Below are 19366 nucleotides of genomic sequence, written 5' to 3'. Positions count from 1 at the left end.
ATCCGCCCCTCTCACAGGACTGAGCGACCACAGAGAAACCCAGGGTGGTGACCCGGAGACCTCAGAGGACGCTCAGGGCCGTCTCCGCCAGCCCGGAGAGGCGGCGCGGGTCGGGGTCGGCCTTGGCCAGCACCCGGATGCCGTTGATGGTGGTCAGGAAGAACGCGGCCAGCGCCGCCGCGTCCCGGTCGCCGCTGATCTCGCCACCGCGCCGCCCTTCCTCGATGGTGCTGCGGAACGCCGCCTCCTGCCGCTCGAAGGTGCGGCGTACCAGGTGGGCGACCACCTCGTCCCGGTCCGCCAGCTCGACGGCGGCGTTGGTGACCATGCACCCGCGCCGCTCCCGGTCGTCCACGGCGGCGGCGATCACGAGGTCGAGGGCCGCGCGCAGTCGCTCCCGCGCCGGGCCCGGCCCGTCCAGCACCTGGATCAGCCGGACCGTCTCCCGCTCGTAGTAGCGCCTGAGCGCGCGCTCGTACAACGCCCGCTTGCTGGTGAACGCGTTGTACAGGCTGCCGCGGCCGATGCCGAGGGCGTCGACGAGCTGCTGCGGCGTGGTGGCGGCGTAGCCGTTGGCCCAGAACACCTCCATGGCCTTGTCCACGGCGGCGTCCGGGTCGAACTCCTTGGTGCGTGCCATGCGTCCACCGTAGCCAAATTGGAACTTGAGGTCGAAAATGTGGTCAAGTAGGGGACACGGGGCGATGGCGTGGAGTCGCTCGATCTCGGCGAAGATCTCTGTGCGGGCGGAGGGACCGCTCCTCCCCGTTGCCGTCGACCAAGACCGGGGTCTCGCCGGGCAGGCCGGTGAGGTGGTCGGGGAGTTGGCGGACGGTGAGCAGCGACGCAGGGTGGCACACCTTTCGCCGCCGCGTGAACCCGCTCGCCGGCCCTCCAGCATGATCCTTGCCGCGCATCCGGCCCTTCACGTCGAGGGCCCACAACCGCCACATCATCGATGACGGCGGCGGGCGGCGCGGATGCGGGACAGGATGCGGGTCGTCTGGCGCGGCGTGGGGCGCCAGCCGCACTCGATGAGGGCGTTGGCGACGTGCTCCAGCAGGGCGGCCGTCTGGCCGGGGAACACGTCCTTGCGCACCGGGATGACGCGCCACCCCTGCCGGCGCAGCTCCGCGCGGCGATCGTCGTCGCGGCGCTGGTCTGCCGCCGACGTGTGGTGCTCCTGGCCGTCGTACTCGACCGCCAGCCGGTACGGCTCCCAGCCCAGGTCGAGGTACGCGTGGCGGTCACCCGCCAGGGGCACGCGGATCTGGGTGGCGGGGCGGGGCAGGCCGCCGTCCACGAGGATGACCCGCAGCCAGCTCTCCGGGGGCGACGCCGCGCCCCGGTCGGCCAGGGCGAGCGTGTCACGCACGTGCCACGAGGGCGCGCGGCGCCACAGCTCCTCCAGGTCCACCCCGCGCCTCACGAACTGGTCGAGGGCGGCCACCGCCTCCGGGCGCGGCAACCAGCGGGCGCAGTCGAGGGCCGTGCGTCCGGGGGTGGTGACGCGCACGCCCCTGTGCTCGGTCACGTCCGCCGGAGGCAACGTGGCGACGTGGGTGACGCAGCCGGGGAGCGTCAGGTGGCCGGGGGCGACCAGCTCGACCGGCCAGTCGGCGTCCGCCGCCCCGGGGCTCAGCGCGTTCAGGCCCCACACGTGCGCGGCGGTCTGCCGGCAGGCGACGGCCTGCGGCACCGCACGGGTCACCGTCCGCGCCCGCCCGAGCAGTGTGGTGGGGGTTCGGGCGGGTGCCGGTCGCCTGCGGCTCGGGCCGGCCGGGCCGCCGCTGACGTCCGGGGCGGCCGGGCTCTCAGCCCTTGTGTGGGCCGTGGGCCCGGCGCCCGCGGTGGCCGAGGACGCCGTGCTCGCGGTGGCCGGGCTCTCAGCACTGGTGGTGGCCGAGAACCCGGCGCTCACGGTGGCCGAGGATGCCGTGCTCGGGGTGGCTGGGGCGCCGGTGTTGCCGGAGTGGTTCACGGGCCCAGGATGGCGAGGGACGGAGCCGCGACTGGACGCCGAATGCCGTTCTGTGGACGACCGCGGCCTTTCCACAGCTCGGCGCCGCGGTGTACGCCTCGCCGTGGAACCCCTCGGTCAGGTGCGGGGCACGCTAGCTCTCGCCGAGCGCGTGGCGGAGGGTGTAGGCGGCCGTGGCGTACTCGCCGCCCTGGAGCGGGTCGCCGGCGAAGTACTCCGCCGCCCCCGGGATCCGGTCCGCGTACGTCTCGGCGTCGTCGCGGGGCCGGTAGCCGAGCCGGTCGTCCAGTTCCCAGAACCGGCGGGTGTTCGCCGAGACCGCGTACGCGGCGGTGAAGGTCACACCGGGCCGGGTCAGCGCCGCCCAGACGAACCCGGCGCAGTCGTACGGGCTCAGCCACGTCGCCAGGTGCCGCGGCTCGCTCGGGACGGGCTCCAGGCTGCCGATCCGCAGACACACCACCTCCAGCCCGAACTTGTCGGCGTACAGCCGGCCCAGCGCCTCCAGGGCGACCTTGCTGACGCCGTACAGCCCGTCCGGCCGGGGCGGCGCCTCCGCCGAGACCGTCTCCGCGGACGGGTAGCAGCCGGTCAGCCGGTTGCTGCCGGCCAGCACCACGCGCCTGACCCCGGTGCGCCGCGCCGCCTCCAGCACGTGGTGGGCGCCCAGAACGTTGGCGTCGAGGAGGTCGGCGAGCGGCGCCTCGTCCGGCACACCGGCCAGGTGGACGACCGCGTCGGCGCCCTCGACGATCGCCATCACGTCCTCGACGCCGCCCAGCTCGGCCTGCCGGACCTCCTCGTCCGGGCCGGCGGCGGTCAGCGGCACACGGTCCACGGACACCAGCCGGCGCAGCCGGCCGCGCAGTGGTTCACGCAGTACGGAGCCGACATTCCCGGCGGCGCCGGTGAGGACGACACTCTGCACAGTCATGGCTGGATTGTGCCGTCAATCACCGACATTTCCGCCGCACGCACCCCCCACCTCTCCCTCAGATGCGGCAGGACCTTCTGGGCCAGCAGTTCCGCCTGGTCCCGGAAGTCCGGCCCCACCGGCATGAGGTTCATGGACGTGAACCCCAGCCCGCCCAGCTCCCCCAGCCGCTCGGACACCTCATCGGCACTCCCCGCCACCACCCCGTCCCCGGCAGCGGCGCCCGCCTCGACGCGCACCGGGACGTTGTACACGCACTCCACCTCACGCCCGGCCTCGGCGGCCGAGGCCAGCACCCGCGAACGCAGCACGGCCACCTGCTCCGGCGGCGAGAACCCGTACGACGGGATCCACCCGTCGGCCAGCCGCCCCGTGATCTTCAGCGCCCGCCTGCCGTACGTCCCCAGCCAGATCGGGATCGGCCGCTCCGGCTTGGGCTCCAGGTCGGCCTCGAACGTCTGATAGCGGCTGCCCTCGAACGTGAACGACGGCCGCGACCACAGTCCCCGGATGATCTGGACGGCTTCCTCCATCCCGTCCACCTTCTCCCGCGGCGACGGCACGCCCAGCCCGAACGCCCGGAACTCCTCGTCCGAGTAACCGCCCCCGAGCCCGAGGATCAGCCGGCCCCCGGAGAAGCGGTGCAGGGTCTCCGCCATCTTGGCCACCATCGCCGGCGGCCGGTACGGCGTGCCCAGCACCCGCGTGGCCACCCGGATGCGCGAGGTGGCCGCCGCGACCCAGGTCAGCATCGTCCACACCTCGTACGTCGGCGCGCTGCCGCACGGGTGGTCGGAGGCCGAGACGAAGTCGAACCCCAGCGCCTCCGCCGCCCGCGCGTCGCCCACCGGGTCCGCCTCCGCCGCCGCGGATGTGGAGATCCCGAGTCCGAACAGGCCCATGCCGCTCACCCTCCCGAAGTGGTTTACATGTAAACCTAAACGACAGATGTTTACACGTCAACAACATGGGTTAGGGTGAGCGGCATGGCGGAGCCCCGATGGCTGGACGACGACGAGTTCCGCGCCTGGATCGGGTACCGGCGGATGCGCCTGCTGCTCGACGCCCAGGTGAGCCAGGATCTGACCCGCGAGTCGGGACTGTCGGCCCCCGACTACGACGTGCTGTCGGCGCTGACCTCGTCCGAGGGACACCGGCGGCGGCTGACCGAGCTGGCCGAGCGGATGCTCTGGTCGAAGAGCCGGCTGTCCCGGCACATCGGGCGGATGGAGCAGCGGGGCCTCGTCGCCCGCGAGGGGTGCGAGACGGACGCCCGCGGCTCGGTGATCACGCTCACCGAGCACGGCCTGCGCACCATCCAGGAGGCCGCCCCCGGCCACGTCGCGTCGGTGCGGCGGCACCTCATCGACCTGCTCTCCCCCGAGCAGATCGAGGTCCTCGGCACCATCGCCGAGACCGTCCTCGCCCACCTGGCCCCGGGCGAGGAGCTGCGGAGATAGCCGGCTACCCGACCCAGATGGGCCGCCAGTCCGGGATCTCGTGGAAGCGGCGCAGCTCCGACAGCCCCGCCAGGATCCCGCCCCACGCCGCGTACGGCGGCAGGTCGCCCTCGAACCCGCTCTGCACCAGCGTCAGCCGTGTCCGCCCCTCAGAGCCCTCCAGCTCCCAGGTGCCGACGCCGACGGGCCCCCAGTCCACGGACAGCCGCCGCCCCGGCTCCAGGTCCACGATCACGGCCGGGTTCGGGTTGTCGAAGCCGCCCATCGCGTAGCGCCCGCCCACGCGCGGCTCGATCCCCAGGGGAAAGCCGAACCAGCGCGTCGCCTTCTCGGAGTCGATCAGCGAGTCGAACACGGTGTCCGGCGCCGCGCCGACGAGCACGTCGGCGCGCATCTCCCGCGTGGTGAAGTCGATCTTCGGGGTGAGCTCGCGGCCCTCCAGGTGCTCGGCCAGGTTCGCCAGGGCCAGGCACCAGTACGTCTGCAGGACCCCGCGGATGCTCGTGTTCGCGAGGGCCTCCTGGTTGTCGTAGTCGCTCTGGGACAGCGACACGATCGTGGCGTCGTCCCCGTCCTCCTCGACGGAGAACTCGGTGGTGGCCTCCACCCCGCCGAGCGTCCAGGCGAAGCGGACCGTGCGCTCGTCGGCGTGCAGGAGCCGCTGGTGCGGCGCGTCGCCCTCGGGGGTGTGGCATCCCCAGAACGCGTAGCGGCCGGGCAGCTCGACCTCGGCGTGCTCGGCCAGCCAGATCCGCATGGCGGCGGGGTCGGTCAGCGCGTGCCGCACCTCCTTGACGGGGGCCTGGACACGTGCACGCAGGGTCATCGGCTCAGTCATGGCGCTCCTCCTTCAGGTCGACGGACTTCCGGTCGACGGACTTCGGGTGGACGGACTTCGGGTGGACGGGGTAGCAGGCGACGGCGAGCTTGAAGGCGTCACCCTCGGCTCCGCCGTACCTCGTGAACAGCTCGCGCAGCGTGGTCTGCAGGTCGTTCAGGAACCGCTGCCGGTCCTCGGGCCGTACGCGGATCTCCCCCGACACGCCGATCGACGGCAGCTCGGGGGCGGCCCGGTCGAGGCCGGCGATGTCGGCCTGGACCTCCTCCATCAGGTCGAGCAGGTAGCCCAGGCTGAGCTCGTCGCGCGCCCGGCGCAGGCCGATCCGGCCGACCAGGCGCGGCGACAGCCAGTACGCGCGGGCGCCGGCCTGGTAGATGCCCTCGTTGATGCCGCGCACCTTGCGCTCGGAGACCAGGTCCACGAGCCCCGCCTCGACCAGCCGCTTGACGTGGTAGTAGACGCGCTGGGGCGTCTGGCCGAGCCGCTCGGCCACCTCGGTGCAGGTGCGCGGCTCGGCGAGCTGCCGCAGCACCTCGACGCGTTGCGGTTTGAGCAGGGCCTCGGCCTGCTCGATCTCTTCCAGGTACAGGACGTCTCTCATCGCAAAAACATTGTTTTACGTAAAAGACAATTTTGTCAATGGCCCATGCCGAAGGGGCGCGGGGTGGATCGGAGATCAGGGCCAGGAGCTGTCCTGGTCGGGGTCACCGCCGTCCGACAGCAGGCGGATGTCCGACTCGACCATCATCGCGACCAGCTCGTCGAACGACACGGTGGGCTCCCAGCCGAGCTGCACCCGGGCCTTCTTCGGGTCGGCGCACAGCAGGTCCACCTCGGCGGGGCGGTGCAGGGACTGGTCGGTGACGACGTACCGCTCCCAGTCGAGCCCGGCGGCGGCGAAGGCGGCCGCGGCCAGCTCCCTGACCGACTTCATACGGCCGGTGCCGATCACGTAGTCCTCGGGCGTGGCGGCCTGGAGCATGAGGTGCATGGCGCGCACGTAGTCGCCCGCGAACCCCCAGTCGCGCCGCGCCTCCAGGTTGCCGAGGCGCAACTCGTCGGCCAGGCCGAGCTTGATGCGGGCCACCCCCAGCGAGACCTTGCGGGTGACGAACTCGGCGCCGCGTCGCGGCGACTCGTGGTTGAACAGGATCCCGGACACCGCGAACATGCCGTACGACTCACGGTAGTTCTGGGTGAGGAAGTGCCCGTACGCCTTGGCCACCCCGTACGGCGAGCGCGGGTGGAAGGCGGTGCGCTCGTTCTGCGGCGTCTCGCTGACCTGGCCGAACATCTCCGACGAGGACGCCTGGTAGAAGCGGATCTGGCCGCCGGCCGCCGTGCCGCCGCGCGACACCCCGGAGCACACCCTGATGGCCTCCAGCATGCGCAGGACGCCCATCCCGGTGACCTCGGCGGTCAGCTCGGCCTGCTCCCACGACATGGGCACGAAGGAGATGGCTCCCAGGTTGTAGACCTCGTCGGGCTGGACGCGTTCCACAGCGGAGATGAGCGACCCCTGGTCGAGGAGGTCGCCGCGCACCACCTGCACGTCGGCGAGCAGCTTGCGCATGCGCGACACCCGAGGGTTGGCCTGCCCGCGCGCCAGCCCCCAGACCTCGTAGCCCTCGCGGAGCAGGTGCTCCGCCAGATAGGAGCCGTCCTGGCCGGTGATGCCGGTGATCAGAGCTCGCCTGGCCAACGGTTCCTCCCCTATCACTGCCGCGTATGTTTGGGACGGAATGTACAGCTAAGGCCGTGTCGCAGCATCAGCACACCTAGAACACGTTCCACCGAATCTCGCTCGGGCAGGCCAACGCCGCAGTTCGCGCGCCCTGCGGAAGAGATGAGGAACAATTCCAGACGACCTACCGAATGGTAGCCTTTTCGGACTAAGGTCATCTTTCATGGTACACGCCGGACACAGCGTGCCTACCGGCAGAGAAAGGGGTGTCCGTTGCGGATCGCGCTGCTGTCCTACCGCAGCAAGCCGACCTGTGGGGGGCAGGGCGTCTACCTGCGCCACCTGAGCCGTGAGCTGGTCGCACTCGGGCACCACGTGGAGGTGTTCTCCGGCCAGCCGTACCCGGAGCTCGACGAGGGCGTGATCCTCAACGAGGTGCCGAGCCTGGACCTCTACCGCGACGAGGACCCGTTCAGGACGCCCAAGCTGCACGAGTACCGCGACTGGATCGACTGTCTGGAAGTCGGCACCATGTGGACGGCCGGCTTCCCCGAGCCGCTGACGTTCACCCTGCGCGCCTACCGCGAGCTGAAGAAGCGCGTCGGCGACTTCGACGTCGTCCAGGACAACCAGACCCTCGGGTACGGCCTGCTGGGCATCCAGAAGCTGTTCCCCGTGGTCGGCACCATCCACCACCCCATCAGCGTGGACCGGCGCATCGAGCTGGAGGCCGCGCAGGGCGCCAAGAAGCTGTCGCTGCGCCGCTGGTACGGGTTCGTCAGGATGCAGGCCCGCGTCGCGCCCCGGCTGAGCCCCATCCTCACGGTCAGCGAGTCGTCGCTGGCCGACATCCACCGCGACTTCAACGTCCCCCAGGCCAACATGCGCCTGATCCCCCTCGGCGTCGACACCCGCTACTTCCACCCGCGCCCGGACAAGCCGCGGCGCAAGGGCTCGATCGTGGCCGTGGCCAGCGCCGACTCCCCCATGAAGGGCGTCGCCACGCTGCTGCGCGCGGTCGCCAAGCTCGCCACCGAACGCGACGTGAACCTCACCGTCGTCAGCAAACCCACCCCCGGCGGGCCCACCGAGCAGCTCGTCCAGGAGCTGTCGCTGCAGGAACGGGTCCGCTTCGTCCACGGCATCTCCGACGACGAACTGGGCGAGCTGATCGCCACCTCCGAGATCTCGGTCGTCCCCTCCCTGTACGAGGGGTTCTCGCTGCCCGCGGTCGAGCACATGGCCTGCGCCACGCCCCTGGTCGCCAGCCGTACCGGGGCGCTGCCCGAGGTGGTCGGCGACGCGGCGGTCCAGGTCGCGCCCGGCGACCCCGAGGAGCTGGCCGCGGTGCTGCGGCGCCTGCACGACTCGCCCGAGGAGCGCGAACGGGTGGGGCGCGCCGGATACGACCGGGTCATGGAGCGCTACACCTGGCACGTCGTCGCCAAGCGGACCGTCGAGGCGTACCACGAGGCCATCGCGGCCCACCGCCGTACCCGCTGACTCCCCCCGGCCGAGAATCCCCTTCCCCCTGACCACAAGGAGACGGATCAAGTGCTGACCGTGGACTTCGCCCGGCTGCCCGTCGGGCCCGGCACGCGCGTGCTCGACCTGGGCTGCGGCGGGGGCCGGCACGCCTTCGAGGTGCTGCGCCGAGGCGCGGACGTGGTCGCCTTCGACATGGACCAGGCCGAGCTGGACGGCGTGGCCGGCATGTTCTCGGCGATGGACAAGGCCGGCGAGGTACCGCCGGGCGCCACCGGCGAGACCGTCCAGGGGACGGCGCTGGACATGCCGTTCGAGGACGGCGGCTTCGACCGGGTCATCGCCGCCGAGGTGCTGGAGCACATCCCCGACGACATGGCCGCGATGCGGGAGATCTTCCGGGTGCTCAAGCCGGGCGGCACGGCCGCGATCACGGTGCCGAGCTTCCTGCCCGAGCGGATCTGCTGGGCGCTGGACGAGGACTACCACACCGCCCCCGGCGGCCACGTCCGCATCTACACGCTGGCCGAGCTGTCTGCCAAGCTGAAGTCCGTCGGCTTCGTCATCGGCCCGCACCACCACGCCCACGGCCTGCACGCGCCGTACTGGTGGATCAAGTGCGCGGTCGGCGTCAACAACGACGAGCACCCGCTGGCCAAGGCATACCACGAGCTGCTCGTGTGGGACATCATGAAGCGCCCCGCCGCGACCCGCCTCGCCGAGGCGCTGCTCAACCCGCTCATCGGCAAGAGCGTGGTCCTGTACGTCAGGAAGCCCGCGGCGTGATCGGCCGCGAGGAGGTCGTCCGTACGGCCTTGAGCATCGCGGCGATCCAGCAGCAGGACGGCGGCGTGCCGTGGCCCGAGGGGCACGTGGACGCCTGGAACCACGTCGAGTGCCTCATGGCCATGGCGGTCGCCGGGCTGGAGGAGCCCGTGCGGCGCGGCTGGGAGTGGCTGGAACGGCACCAGCGCGACGACGGCTCCTGGCCGATGAAGCTGGTCGGCGGCGCCGCCGTCGAGCGGGGCGGTGAGACCAACCACGCCGCGTACGTGGCCGCCGGCCTGTGGCACCACCACCTGGTGACCGGCGACCAGGAGGCCACCGAGCGGCGCTGGCCGATGGTCAAGGCCGCCCTCGACTACGTCGTGGGACTGCAGACCGGGCGCGGCGAGATCGTCTGGGAGCGCGACGCCCAGGGCCTGGCCTCGACGTACGCGCTGCTCACCGGCTGCTCGTCGATCCACCAGGGGCTGCGCTGCGGCGTGCTGCTGGCCGAGCGTCTCGGCGACCCGCAGCCGCACTGGGAGCTGGCCGCCGACCGGCTGGCGCACGTCCTGGCGGCCCACCCGGAGGCGTTCGCCGACAAGAGCCGCTTCTCGATGGACTGGTACTACCCGGTGCTGGGCGGGGCCGTGCGCGGCGCGCAGGCGTTCGAGCTGATGGAACGCGAGTGGGAGACGTTCGTGGTGCCCGGCCTCGGGATCCGGTGCGTGTCGGACGAGCCGTGGGTCACCGGAGCCGAGACGTGCGAGCTGGTGCTGGCGCTCGACGCGCTCGGCGACGGGGAGCGGGCGCGACGGCTGTTCGCCGACATGCAGCACCTCCGGCACGAGGACGGGTCGTACTGGACCGGCTGGCAGTTCGCCAACCGCAAGCACTTCCCGCACGAGCGGTCCGGCTACACGGCGGCCGCGGTGGTGCTGGCGGCGGACGCGCTGGAGGGACTGTCGGCGGGCGCGGGGCTGTTCCGCGACGTGAGCGCGCCGCCCGTCCCGCCGTCGGACCCCGACCGGTGCGGCTGCACCCCGGCCCGCGCCTGAGTCCCCCCGGTTTCCCCGTCCGCAAGGGCTTTTGCGGTTTCTTTGCCGGTGAGGCCGGAGCGCCGTACCGGGCGGGCGCAAGCAGGTCACTAGCGTCGTGAGTGGCCGTACGAGGCGTCTTCGGGGGAAGCGTGGGCGACACGGGCACGACTGCGTTCTTGCACCATGACGGGATCGATCCGGCGCCCGCGCCCCCGGCCACCGGCTGGCGCAGGCTCCTGGCCCGCGACTTCGAGGAGGTCGCCGCCGGCCCCTGGGCCGCCGGACCGGACCGGCGCGGGGTCGAGGAGGCCGAGAGCGCGTACGTCTCCGGCTTCAACGCCGCCCTGTCCCGCGACTCGGGCACCCTCCCGGCGCTGCTGGACGGGCTGCCCCGCGAGCGGTGGACGTTCGCCTGCGAGGGCGCGGGGGCCGCGAGCGCGGTGCTCGACCTGCTCACGCTGTCGCGGGGACGGCGCCTTCGCGACCTGCTCTCCGGACCGGCCGCGCGCCACCACCACGCCGTCCACCTCGGGGCCGGGCGCGGGTACGCGCTGCTGCGCCTGCCTCCCATGCGCGGGGCGTGCCGGGGGCACCCGCTGCTGCGCTGGCTGGCCGTCGACGGGTACGGGTTCCAGCGGGGCCTGGAGGCGGGCGTCCGCATGCTGCACGAGCGGGCCATGCCGGGACTGCTGACGCGGGCCCGCTGCGCGACGTCCGACCAGGGGCTCGGCCGGCTGCTGTGGCACCACGAGCGGGCCTCGGCCGAGCCCGTGGCCGACCGCGTCGCCGGGTTCCCGGCGGGACGGCGGGGCGACCTGTGGGCCGGGGTGGCCTACGCCGCCACGCGCACGGGCGGCGCCACCGGCGAGGAACTGGCGCTGCTGGCCGAGCGAGCGGGAGCCGACGGGTACCGGTCCTGCCTGGCACAGGGGTGCGCGTTCGCGTCGATGGCCGTGGTGCGCGAGGGGGCGCTGCTCGGGTCGGCCGTGCTGGCCGCGCCGATCCTGGCGGGGACCGAGCCGGAGGAGGCCGCCTCCTGGGCGGACCGGGCGCTGCTGGCGCTCGGGCACGACGCCCGTACGCACGACGACTATCTCGCGTGGCAGGCGGAGACCCGGCGGGCCTGGTCCCACCGCCACCAAGCGCTCGCCTGCTGACCCCGGGACCCGTCAGATGCCGGGGCGGACCCGTTCGAGCACCCGCAGCGATCCCCGTACCTCGACCTCCTCGAACGCACCCGACTCCAGCGCCCGCACATACACCCGGTACGGCGCCTGACCGCCGTCGGCCGGATCGGGATAGATGTCGTGGAAGACCAGCGCCCCACCCGGCGCGACGTGCGGCGCCCAGCCCTCGTAGTCGCGCGTCACCGGCTCCTCCGAGTGGCCGCCGTCGATGAACAGCATGCCGAGCGGCGTGCGCCAGAGCCGGGCCACCCGCTCGGAGGCGCCCACGACGGCGATCACCTCGTCCTCCAGCCCGGCGGCGGCGATCGTGGCCCGGAAGACGGGCAGTGAGTCCATCCTGCCGGAGCGCGGGTCCACCAGCGTGGGATCGTGGTGCTCCCATCCGGGCTGGATCTCCTCCGAGCCGCGGTGGTGGTCCACGGTGACGACCACGGTCCCGGCCTGGCGGGCCGCCGCGCCGAGGTAGATGGCCGACTTGCCGCAGTACGTACCGATCTCGCAGATGGGGCCCTTGGTGCCGTAGCGCAGAGCCGTCTCGAACAGGGCCAGCCCCTCGTCCGGCGGCATGAAGCCCTTGGCGTGCTCGGCGGCGTCCAGGAGATCGGGCGGCATCATCATGAACCGCACCCTAACCGACATCCCTCCCCAAGACCGAACAAGGTTCCGGTGACCCCTTGCCCGGCATTCTGCAACCTGTTCTACTTGGCACGTGAATCAGCGCGCCCGCATCGCGATGCCCGGCGACGAGGTCGACGCCTTCCTCGCATCGGCCCGCAAGCTGCAGCTCGCGACCATCAACCCCGACGGCACACCGCACCTGGTCACCATGTTCTACGCGCTCGACGAGCGCGGGAGGGTCTGCTTCTGGACGTACGCCAAGGCGCAGAAGACCCGCAACCTGGAGCGCGACCCGCGCGTGACGTGCCTGATCGAGACCGGTGACGACTACGACCAGCTGCGCGGCGTCCTGCTGTACGGCAAGGCCGAGCGGGTCGACGAGCGTGAGGCCGTCCTCGCCATCGGCCTGCGGGTCGTGCGCGGGATGACTCCGGGCGTGGCCGACGAGCATCTGCTCCCCTATGTCGAGCAGACCGGCCGCAAGCGGGTCGGATTCGTCGTGGAGCGCACCAAGGTGGTCTCATGGGATCACAGGAGGCTCACGTGAAAGTCAAGGTCGATGAGATGGTCTGCGAGGCCAATGCCGTGTGCATGGGGCTCGCTCCCGAGGTGTTCGATGTGGACGACGACGACCAGCTCCACATCCTGCTCCCCGAACCGCCACCCGAGATGCACGACCGCGTACGCCATGCCGTCCGGTCCTGCCCGAAAGCCGCACTCTCCCTGGAGGAGTAGCCGTCCCCCAGGACAGCCCGGAGGAGGAACCCCTCATGCGCGCCGCGCTCCTGCACGCCGTAGGCGACGACAAGCTCGACATCCGTGACGACGTCACGCTGGCCCCCGTCGGCCCCACCGAGGTACGGGTCCGGGTCAGGGCCACCGGCGTCTGCCACTCGGACCTGTCGGCCATGTCCGGCGTGCTGCCGCAACCCGTGCCGCTCGTCCCCGGGCACGAGGGCGCGGGCGAGGTGCTGGAGGTCGGCGACCACGTCACCACCGTCCAGCCGGGCGACCACGTCATCATCAGCTGGCGCCCCGCCTGCCAGGAGTGCCACCTGTGCGTGGGAGGCCAGCCGCACCTCTGCATGAAGTACACCGTCGAGGCCTTCAGCAAGGGCAACTTCCGCTTCGGCGGCGACACCATGGCCTTCGGCATGGCCGGCTGCGGCACCTGGGCCGAGGAGGTCGTCATCCCCTGGCAGGGCGCGATCAAGATCGACGCGGATGTGCCGTGGGAGGCTGCGGCGCTCATCGGCTGCGGCATCACCACCGGCGTCGGCGCCGCCGTCAACACCGCCCGGGTACGCCCCGGCTCCACGGTCGCGGTCATCGGCTGCGGCGGCGTCGGCCTGTCCGTCATCCAGGGCGCCCGCCTCTCCGGCGCCAGGACCATCCTCGCGGTCGACCCGCTGGAGTCCAAGCACGAGCTGGCCAGAAAGGTCGGCGCCACCCACGCCGTCACCCCCGACGGCGTCATCGGCGCCCTCGGCGAGCTGACCGGCGGCCAGGGCTTCGACTACGCCTTCGAGGCGGTCGGCAAGGGCGCCACCATCCAGGCCGCCTGGCAACTCGCCCGCCAGGGCGGCGACGTGGTCGTGGTGGGCGCGGGCGCGTTGGACGACATGGTGTCGATCTCCGCGTTCAGTCTGCTGTTCGAGGGCAAGAGGCTGCTGTCCAGCGTGTACGGCGAGGCGGACGTCCGGCACGACTTCCCGTACTTCGCCACCCTGTACAAGGCGGGGCAACTCGACCTCGACTCCATGATCAGCGCCCGCATCCGCCTGGCCGACCTGAACGACGCGGTGGCGGCGTTGAAGGGCGGCGAGGTGCTGCGCCAGGTCGTCGTCATGGACTGACCTGCTGGGCTCTGAAAGGCAAGGTCCCCACGAAGGGCCCGCTACGCGCGGAATCGCGCTCGGGCGCGCCCCCCAGGGGGCTCCCGCCCCTCGCGCACCCCGGCCCTGACCGGAGCCTTCAGATCATGCGAGGCATTGATTGTCCAGGCGTTTGGCGATCTTGATGTCGGCATCCTTGGCTTCGCCGTCCGACATGCGATCGACCGTACAGGCCCTAGTAGCGGCCGAGGGTGCCGCGGCGCCGGGCGAGGTGTTCGAGCCGGTTGAACAGCACCACCCCGGCGAGGGTGATGAGCAGCGGCTGGGCCAGGAGCCACCCGAGACCCCAGCCGGTGGGGAGGGCGGCCAGGGAGTGCCCGCCGAGCAGGATGTCGCGCATCGCCTCGATGCCGGGCGCGACGGGGACCAGGAGCCGGCTGAGGAACGCGATCGGGTCGGGCATGGCGGCCAGGGGGACCAGGGTGCCGCCGGCGATGGCGTAGACGGCCACGGACAGCTGGGTGATGATCTCGATGCGCTTGAACACCAGGGTCAGCCCGCACAGGATCAGCGCCAGTCCGCAGGTGCCCAGCACGATGGCGGCGAGCGGCACGATCACCTGCGCGTCGAAGGGCAGCTGCCCGCCTCCGACGGCGATGGCGGCGGCGCCGGTGGCCAGGACGGCCAGCGCGGTGGGCAGGGCCGCGATCACGGCCGCGACCTGGCGGCCGAGGATGAGCGCGGCCGAGGGCAGCGGGGTCAGGTAGGTCTGCTCCAGCACGCCGGACTGGATGTCGCCCAGGTAGCTCCAGAACACCCGGTTGACCTGCTCGTGGATGAAGGTCAGCGCCACCATGCCGAGCAACACCGGCAGCAGCAGTTCCGCGCGCAGCTGCCCGCGTCCCATGAACAGCACTATGAGCAGGTAGAACAGCGGGAAAGTGATCATCTGGATGAGGACCTGGCGCCATCCGGCGGCGAGGTTGAGCAGGCCCTTGCGGACTTCTGCGGCGCATCCACGGGCGAAGGTCACGATGACTCCTCCAGGGCTCGGCGGTGGTTGCGGGCGAACAACAGGCCGCCGACCGCGGTGAGCGCGAGCGTGTGGGCGAGCAGCCAGGGCAGGGTGCCGCCGCTCCAGACCTCGGCCAGGGTCCGGCCCTCGAACAGCGTCTGGCCGAGCGCCTCGACGCCCAGCGTGGTGGGCAGGACCCTGGCCAGGACGGCCAGCCAGTCCGGATAGAGGGCCAGCGGCAGGAACGAGCCGTTGAGCAGCAGCACCAGCGAGGCGAACAACGACTGCAGTGCCCCGATCGCCGGCGAGACCAGCGCGAGCGCAGCCAGCAGGAACGTGAAGGCCAGCACGTTCGCCGCCAGCAGCAGGGCCGGCACCAGAGCCGCCCAGCGCACCGGGATCGCGATCTGGGCCGTCAGCGCGGGAACGAGCGCGGCGACCGCGGCCACCGCCAAGCCGAAGATCGAAGCGGTGATCAGCCGGCCGACCATCGGCAGCCACGGCGGCGCCGGGGTCATCTGGGCCTGGGCGAAGGTGCCGGCGCGCTTCTCCTCGATGAGGTCGGCCACCATGACGAGCGCCGCGTACTGCAGGAACCAGTAGCCGCCGATCGCGACCAGCGTCCGCGGCAGCAGATCCTGGCGCAGCTCGCCCTGGCCGAGCACGAACTGCAGGCCGAGGTACATGGTGGTGCTGATCAGCAGCGTGATGACGTGGCCGATCGGATGGGCCAGTTGTACGCGCAGGCCCTTGCCGATCTCCGCGCGCAGGGCGTCAAGCAGCATGGGAAGCCTCGTTCACCAGGGCGAGGAACACGTCCTCCAGGTCGGGCTGCACCTGGGTCAGCGACTCCAGGACGGCCCCCTGGGCGCGCAGGCGCTCGACCACGTCGTACACCTCACCCGGATGGCTCACCCGCACGCTGATCGTGGTGACGCCGTCGCGGGTGACGGCGTCGAACCCGGGCGGCGCGGCGCCCTCCACGCGGATCTCGTACCTGTCCCGTTCGCGGAAACCCGCCAGCAGCTCCTGCGTGGGCAGGTCGGCCACCAGCCGCCCCTTGCGCATGACGGCCACCCGGTCGCACAGCTCCTGTGCCACATCCAGCTGGTGCGTGGTGAGCAGGATGGTGGTGCCCAGCTCGCGGGCCTGCTCGGCGATCCAGTGCTTGACGGTACGGGTCGCCTCCACGTCCAGGCCGAGCGTCGGTTCGTCCAGCAGCACGATCGGCGGGCCGGCGATCAGGGCGGCGGCGATCGCGACCTTCTGCTGCATGCCGCGCGAGAAGCCGCCGACCTTGTCGTCGCGGCGCTCCCAGAGCCCCAGGTCGGTCAGCAGGTCCTGGGCGCGTTCGGCGACCTGGGCCTTGCGCATGCCCTTGAGGCGGCCGAAGTACATCAGGTTCTGCCAGGCCGACAGGCTCCAGTAGACGTTGCGCGAGCCTTCCAGCACGGCGCCGAACTGCGCCATCGCGGCCGAGCGCTGCCGGGTCACGTCGAATCCGCCCAGCCGGGCCTGACCGGAGGTGGGGGTCAGCAGGCCGGCCAGCATCTTGATGGTGGTGGTCTTGCCCGCGCCGTTGGGTCCCAGGAAGCCGAAGACCGATCCGGCGGGGATGCGCAGCGACACCTCGTCAACCGCCCGGACCTGCGCCGATCCGTACACCTTGGTCAACGCGTCGATCTCGATCATGTCATCTCCTCGATTCGGGGAACCCCCGGCTCCGGAGTCGGGGCCGGGGGGAGGCGGTCAGAGCTCCGCCAGGACCTCGATGTCCTGCGCCGTGACGTCGCGGGCCAGCGCGAACGCCGCGGCGGCGGCGGGGATGCCGGGCACGGCCTGGCGGGCCGCCTGGAGACTGGCGGCCGAGTCCCACCGCCAGACGCCGACCCACGTCTCGTCGTCCAGCCGGCCGAGGCGCGCCTCGGTGAGGCCGGGCACGGTGGCCCTGATCGCGGTGACCAGAGCGGCGTGCCGGGCCTGGACCTGCTCGGCGTCAGCGGGGTCGGCCTGGAAGCGGGTGACGTTGATGACCGTCATGGCTGTACCTGCTCTCTAGAGTTGACTTCTAAGGGATGAATCTAGAGATAGACTCTAGCCATGAGTGATGTCAAGCGGCCGAACAAACGAGCACAGAAGGCCAAGGAGACGCGCCGGCGCATCCTCGCGGCGGCACTGGAGCTGTTCGAGCAGGACGGATACGGCGCGACGAATCTGCAGGACGTCGCCGACAAGGCGGGCGTCGCGGTGCAGACGATCTATTTCGTCTTCGGCAACAAACGCGCCCTGCTCAAGGAACTGGTCGATGTCACGATCGCGGGCGACGACGAGCCGGTGGCCACGATGGACCGGCCCTGGTACGTCGCCGCGCTGGCCGCCGGGACCGCCCAGGACATGCTGCGCGCCTACGTCGCCGGCACGACCTCGGTCCTGGAACGCGTCGCGCCGATCGGCAAGGTGCTGGAGGCGGCGGTCGCGAGCGACCCCGAGGTGGCCGCGCTGTGGCCGCACGACGTCGATCCCCGGTACGTCGTCCAGCAGGGTGCGGCCGAGGCGCTTGTCGGCAAACCCGGGGCGCGAGCCGAGGTGTCGGCGGAGGAGGCCGCCGATCTGCTGTACGGCCTGCTCAGCCCCGAGCTCTACCTTCTGTTCGTGAAGGAGCGAGGATGGCCGCGCGGGCGCTGGGAACGGTGGGTCGGCGAGACTCTCCGCGCCCAGCTCTGCGCGACCCGCCACGCCTGATCCTGCCTGGGGCCAGGCCGGATCACGCGTGAGGCCAGGCCGGATCAGGCGTGGCGGCGGCTGCGGTAGGCGGCGGTCTTGGCGCGAGCCGTACATGCCGCGCTGCAGTAGCGGCGCGAGGCGTTGCGGGTCAGGTCGATGTAGACCGCCTCGCACTGATGGGCCTCGCACGCGCCGAAGCGGTCCGGGCCGTAGCCGTCCACGATGAGGGCCAGCGCCGTGGCGAACTCGCCGCCCAGGGCCTCCACCTGGGTGCCGCCCGACCCGTGGAAGTGGAGGTGGAACGGCTGGCCGACATCCTCGACCAGGTACGGCTGCGCCCCGTACCTGCCGATCATGGCGTTGATGCGGGCGGCCTGGTCCGCCGGCCGCTCCGCCAGCAGCGCCTGCCGCAGCTCGACGGCCAGCTCGGCCAGGCGCCGCCCCGCGTCCGGGACCGCGCACAGGGCGGCCCCCGTGCGGTCGCCGAGCTGGACGGCGAACGTCGCCGCCAGCTCCTCGCCCGCCGGCGGCCGCACCGCGGCACCGCCCCGCCAGTGCGCCGTGGCCAGGTTGACCAGCTCGGCGATCAGCGGAGCCTGCCGAGTGACGTTACAGGCTATTTCCACTTGACTAGTAACTCCTTCCCGTGTGTCATAGGCGTAATCCAGTTAGATGGTAACGGAGTCGCCATGCTCACGCCCTATCGCCGCCTGCTCGCCCACCCAGGCGTCCCTCACCTGCTCGTCATCGGGCTCGTCGTCAAACTGGGCACGCCCGTGCTCAGCCTCGCCCTGCTGCTGGCCGCCGTCGACCGGCTCGGCTCCTACGCCACCGCCGGCCTCGTGCTCACCGGACACGCCCTGGCCCTGGCCCTGTGCGCGCCACTCGGCGGGCGCATCGCCGACCGGTACGGCCCCCGCCGGGCCCTCACCGGCTACCTGGCCGCCCACGCCCTCGCCTACACGCTCCTCCTCCTCGCCCCACCCTCCCTGATGATCGGGGCCGCGGCACTGCTCGGCGCCACCACGCCGCCCGCCGGATCAGTCGTCAGAAGCGCCTGGCCACGACTCGTCCCCGCCGCCTCCCTGCCCGCCGCCTACGCGATCGACAACGCCGTCAACGAGCTGACGTTCATCGCCGGCCCCCTGCTCGTGCCGGTCCTGACCCTGATCGTCCCGGCCCACGGCGTGGTGACCACCGCCGGCGCCGCCATCCTGCTCGGCACCGCGCTCCTCCTGACCTCCCCCGCGGTACGGCAGGCAGCGCCCGCCCCTCCGGGCAGGCTCCGCCTGGCCGGGCCGCTCACCCACCGGCGCGCCCTCCTGCTGCTGACCATCGCCGCCCTCGGCACCTTCACCTTCGGCTGCCTGCGCATCGCCACGGTCGCCTCGGCCACCGCCTTCGGCTCCGCCGCCTCCGCCGGCGTGCTGATGGGCCTGCTGTCGGCCGGCGCCCTGCTCGGCACCCTCGGGTACGGCGCGCGGGCCTGGCCCGTCACCGGCGGGCGCCTGCTCGTCCTGCTCTCTCTCGCCGAGGCGGCCGTCCTGCTCGGCGGGGGCTGGGCGCCCGGCTTCGTGACCCTCGCCGTCCTGATCGGTCTGGTCGGGCTGGTGACCGGGCCGCGCGACGCCGTCGTGCCGGTCCTGCTCGCCGAGCACGCCCCCGCTCGCTACCGCACCGAGGTCTTCGCCTGGCTCAACACCTTCATGTGGGCCGGCTACGGCCTGGGCACCGCCGTCGCCGGCCGGCTCACCGGCCTCCACGACTCCGGCGGCGCCGCCTTCGGCGCCGCCGCGG

The 19366-nt window shown here is 72.1% G+C and carries 23 protein-coding genes; 10 read left to right on the top strand and 13 right to left on the bottom strand.

Annotated features, from left to right (window positions below; all coding sequences use genetic code 11):
* Positions 1–61 precede the first annotated feature (61 nt).
* The 4 genes from AB0H81_RS18340 to AB0H81_RS18325 form a co-directional block, all read right to left on the bottom strand.
* Positions 62–640, bottom strand: coding sequence for a TetR/AcrR family transcriptional regulator (locus AB0H81_RS18340; protein ID WP_358375744.1), 579 nt, complete (start codon positions 638–640; stop codon positions 62–64).
* Between the two features lie 312 nt (positions 641–952).
* Positions 953–1981, bottom strand: a complete 1029-nt coding sequence (locus tag AB0H81_RS18335; RefSeq protein ID WP_358375742.1) for a DUF559 domain-containing protein — start codon at positions 1979–1981, stop codon at positions 953–955.
* 133 nt (positions 1982–2114) lie between these two features.
* Positions 2115–2915: an NAD(P)-dependent oxidoreductase gene (locus tag AB0H81_RS18330; RefSeq protein WP_358375740.1), complete on the bottom strand. Its 801-nt coding sequence runs from the start codon at positions 2913–2915 to the stop codon at positions 2115–2117.
* Positions 2912–3817, bottom strand: a complete 906-nt coding sequence (locus AB0H81_RS18325; RefSeq protein WP_358375738.1) for an LLM class flavin-dependent oxidoreductase — start codon at positions 3815–3817, stop codon at positions 2912–2914. Before AB0H81_RS18325 ends, AB0H81_RS18330 begins: the two co-directional genes overlap by 4 nt.
* Positions 3818–3901: 84 nt before the next feature.
* Between AB0H81_RS18325 and AB0H81_RS18320 the strand changes: the two genes are divergently transcribed.
* The gene (locus AB0H81_RS18320; RefSeq protein WP_358375736.1) at positions 3902–4375 is read left to right on the top strand and encodes a MarR family winged helix-turn-helix transcriptional regulator; all 474 of its coding nucleotides are present in this window, start codon (positions 3902–3904) and stop codon (positions 4373–4375) included.
* Positions 4376–4379: 4 nt separating this feature from the next.
* On the opposite strand, the gene AB0H81_RS18315 is transcribed toward AB0H81_RS18320, so the two are convergent.
* The 3 genes from AB0H81_RS18315 to AB0H81_RS18305 all read right to left on the bottom strand — a co-directional run bounded on the left by AB0H81_RS18315 (position 4380) and on the right by AB0H81_RS18305 (position 6918).
* Positions 4380–5213, bottom strand: a complete 834-nt coding sequence (locus tag AB0H81_RS18315; protein ID WP_358375734.1) for an SRPBCC family protein — start codon at positions 5211–5213, stop codon at positions 4380–4382.
* Positions 5206–5817: a helix-turn-helix domain-containing protein gene (locus AB0H81_RS18310; protein ID WP_358375733.1), complete on the bottom strand. Its 612-nt coding sequence runs from the start codon at positions 5815–5817 to the stop codon at positions 5206–5208. The genes AB0H81_RS18315 and AB0H81_RS18310 overlap by 8 nt, the downstream gene beginning before the upstream one ends.
* Before the next feature lie 75 nt (positions 5818–5892).
* Entirely contained in the window at positions 5893–6918 is a 1026-nt protein-coding gene (locus AB0H81_RS18305) for a GDP-mannose 4,6-dehydratase (RefSeq protein WP_358375732.1), read from the bottom strand.
* A gap of 255 nt (positions 6919–7173) precedes the next feature.
* Between AB0H81_RS18305 and AB0H81_RS18300 the strand changes: the two genes are divergently transcribed.
* The 4 genes from AB0H81_RS18300 (at position 7174) to AB0H81_RS18285 (ending at position 11347) form a co-directional block, all read left to right on the top strand.
* Positions 7174–8403, top strand: coding sequence for a glycosyltransferase family 4 protein (locus AB0H81_RS18300; protein WP_358375730.1), 1230 nt, complete (start codon positions 7174–7176; stop codon positions 8401–8403).
* A 51-nt stretch (positions 8404–8454) separates the two neighbouring features.
* The gene (locus tag AB0H81_RS18295) at positions 8455–9171 is read left to right on the top strand and encodes a methyltransferase domain-containing protein (RefSeq protein ID WP_358375728.1); all 717 of its coding nucleotides are present in this window, start codon (positions 8455–8457) and stop codon (positions 9169–9171) included.
* Positions 9168–10208 carry a prenyltransferase gene (locus AB0H81_RS18290; protein WP_358375726.1) on the top strand — a complete coding sequence of 347 codons (1041 nt, stop codon included), beginning with the start codon at positions 9168–9170 and terminating at the stop codon, positions 10206–10208. The genes AB0H81_RS18295 and AB0H81_RS18290 overlap by 4 nt, the downstream gene beginning before the upstream one ends.
* A gap of 158 nt (positions 10209–10366) precedes the next feature.
* Positions 10367–11347, top strand: a complete 981-nt coding sequence (locus AB0H81_RS18285) for a DUF1702 family protein (RefSeq protein ID WP_358375724.1) — start codon at positions 10367–10369, stop codon at positions 11345–11347.
* Between the two features lie 12 nt (positions 11348–11359).
* Here the strand turns inward: AB0H81_RS18285 and AB0H81_RS18280 are convergent, their stop codons facing one another.
* Positions 11360–11989 (bottom strand): class I SAM-dependent methyltransferase, encoded by a 630-nt coding sequence (locus AB0H81_RS18280; RefSeq protein WP_358375800.1) that lies wholly within the window; start codon positions 11987–11989, stop codon positions 11360–11362.
* A 97-nt stretch (positions 11990–12086) separates the two neighbouring features.
* Here AB0H81_RS18280 and AB0H81_RS18275 point away from each other — a divergent pair, with 97 nt between their 5' ends.
* Genes AB0H81_RS18275 through AB0H81_RS18265 form a run of 3 tightly spaced genes read left to right on the top strand, consistent with a single transcriptional unit; the run spans position 12087 to position 13851 of the window.
* Positions 12087–12542 (top strand): pyridoxamine 5'-phosphate oxidase family protein, encoded by a 456-nt coding sequence (locus AB0H81_RS18275; RefSeq protein WP_358375722.1) that lies wholly within the window; start codon positions 12087–12089, stop codon positions 12540–12542.
* Positions 12539–12730 (top strand): ferredoxin, encoded by a 192-nt coding sequence (locus AB0H81_RS18270; protein WP_358375720.1) that lies wholly within the window; start codon positions 12539–12541, stop codon positions 12728–12730. Before AB0H81_RS18275 ends, AB0H81_RS18270 begins: the two co-directional genes overlap by 4 nt.
* Positions 12731–12765: 35 nt before the next feature.
* Complete coding sequence (locus AB0H81_RS18265) at positions 12766–13851, top strand: Zn-dependent alcohol dehydrogenase (protein WP_358375719.1); 1086 nt, start codon at positions 12766–12768, stop codon at positions 13849–13851.
* Positions 13852–14065: 214 nt separating this feature from the next.
* On the opposite strand, the gene AB0H81_RS18260 is transcribed toward AB0H81_RS18265, so the two are convergent.
* From AB0H81_RS18260 to AB0H81_RS18245, 4 genes are read right to left on the bottom strand one after another with little or no spacing between them, the layout of a single operon-like run.
* On the bottom strand, positions 14066–14863 hold the full coding sequence (locus tag AB0H81_RS18260; RefSeq protein WP_358375718.1) for an ABC transporter permease: 798 nt from the start codon (positions 14861–14863) through the stop codon (positions 14066–14068).
* Entirely contained in the window at positions 14860–15630 is a 771-nt protein-coding gene (locus tag AB0H81_RS18255) for an ABC transporter permease (RefSeq protein WP_358375716.1), read from the bottom strand. The genes AB0H81_RS18260 and AB0H81_RS18255 overlap by 4 nt, the downstream gene beginning before the upstream one ends.
* Positions 15620–16537, bottom strand: coding sequence for an ABC transporter ATP-binding protein (locus tag AB0H81_RS18250; RefSeq protein ID WP_358375714.1), 918 nt, complete (start codon positions 16535–16537; stop codon positions 15620–15622). The genes AB0H81_RS18255 and AB0H81_RS18250 overlap by 11 nt, the downstream gene beginning before the upstream one ends.
* Before the next feature lie 57 nt (positions 16538–16594).
* Positions 16595–16885, bottom strand: a complete 291-nt coding sequence (locus AB0H81_RS18245) for an antibiotic biosynthesis monooxygenase (RefSeq protein WP_358375712.1) — start codon at positions 16883–16885, stop codon at positions 16595–16597.
* Positions 16886–16945: 60 nt separating this feature from the next.
* Between AB0H81_RS18245 and AB0H81_RS18240 the strand changes: the two genes are divergently transcribed.
* Positions 16946–17587, top strand: a complete 642-nt coding sequence (locus AB0H81_RS18240; RefSeq protein WP_358375710.1) for a helix-turn-helix domain-containing protein — start codon at positions 16946–16948, stop codon at positions 17585–17587.
* A 44-nt stretch (positions 17588–17631) separates the two neighbouring features.
* Here the strand turns inward: AB0H81_RS18240 and AB0H81_RS18235 are convergent, their stop codons facing one another.
* Positions 17632–18195, bottom strand: coding sequence for a CGNR zinc finger domain-containing protein (locus AB0H81_RS18235; RefSeq protein WP_358375708.1), 564 nt, complete (start codon positions 18193–18195; stop codon positions 17632–17634).
* Between the two features lie 63 nt (positions 18196–18258).
* Between AB0H81_RS18235 and AB0H81_RS18230 the strand changes: the two genes are divergently transcribed.
* The coding region (locus AB0H81_RS18230; RefSeq protein ID WP_358375706.1) for an MFS transporter at positions 18259–19366 on the top strand (1108 nt) is incomplete at its 3' end.

It is taken from the genome of Nonomuraea sp. NPDC050691 (assembly GCF_040654455.1).
Classification (GTDB): domain Bacteria; phylum Actinomycetota; class Actinomycetes; order Streptosporangiales; family Streptosporangiaceae; genus Nonomuraea.
This window is presented reverse-complemented; position numbering and strand designations above follow the sequence as displayed.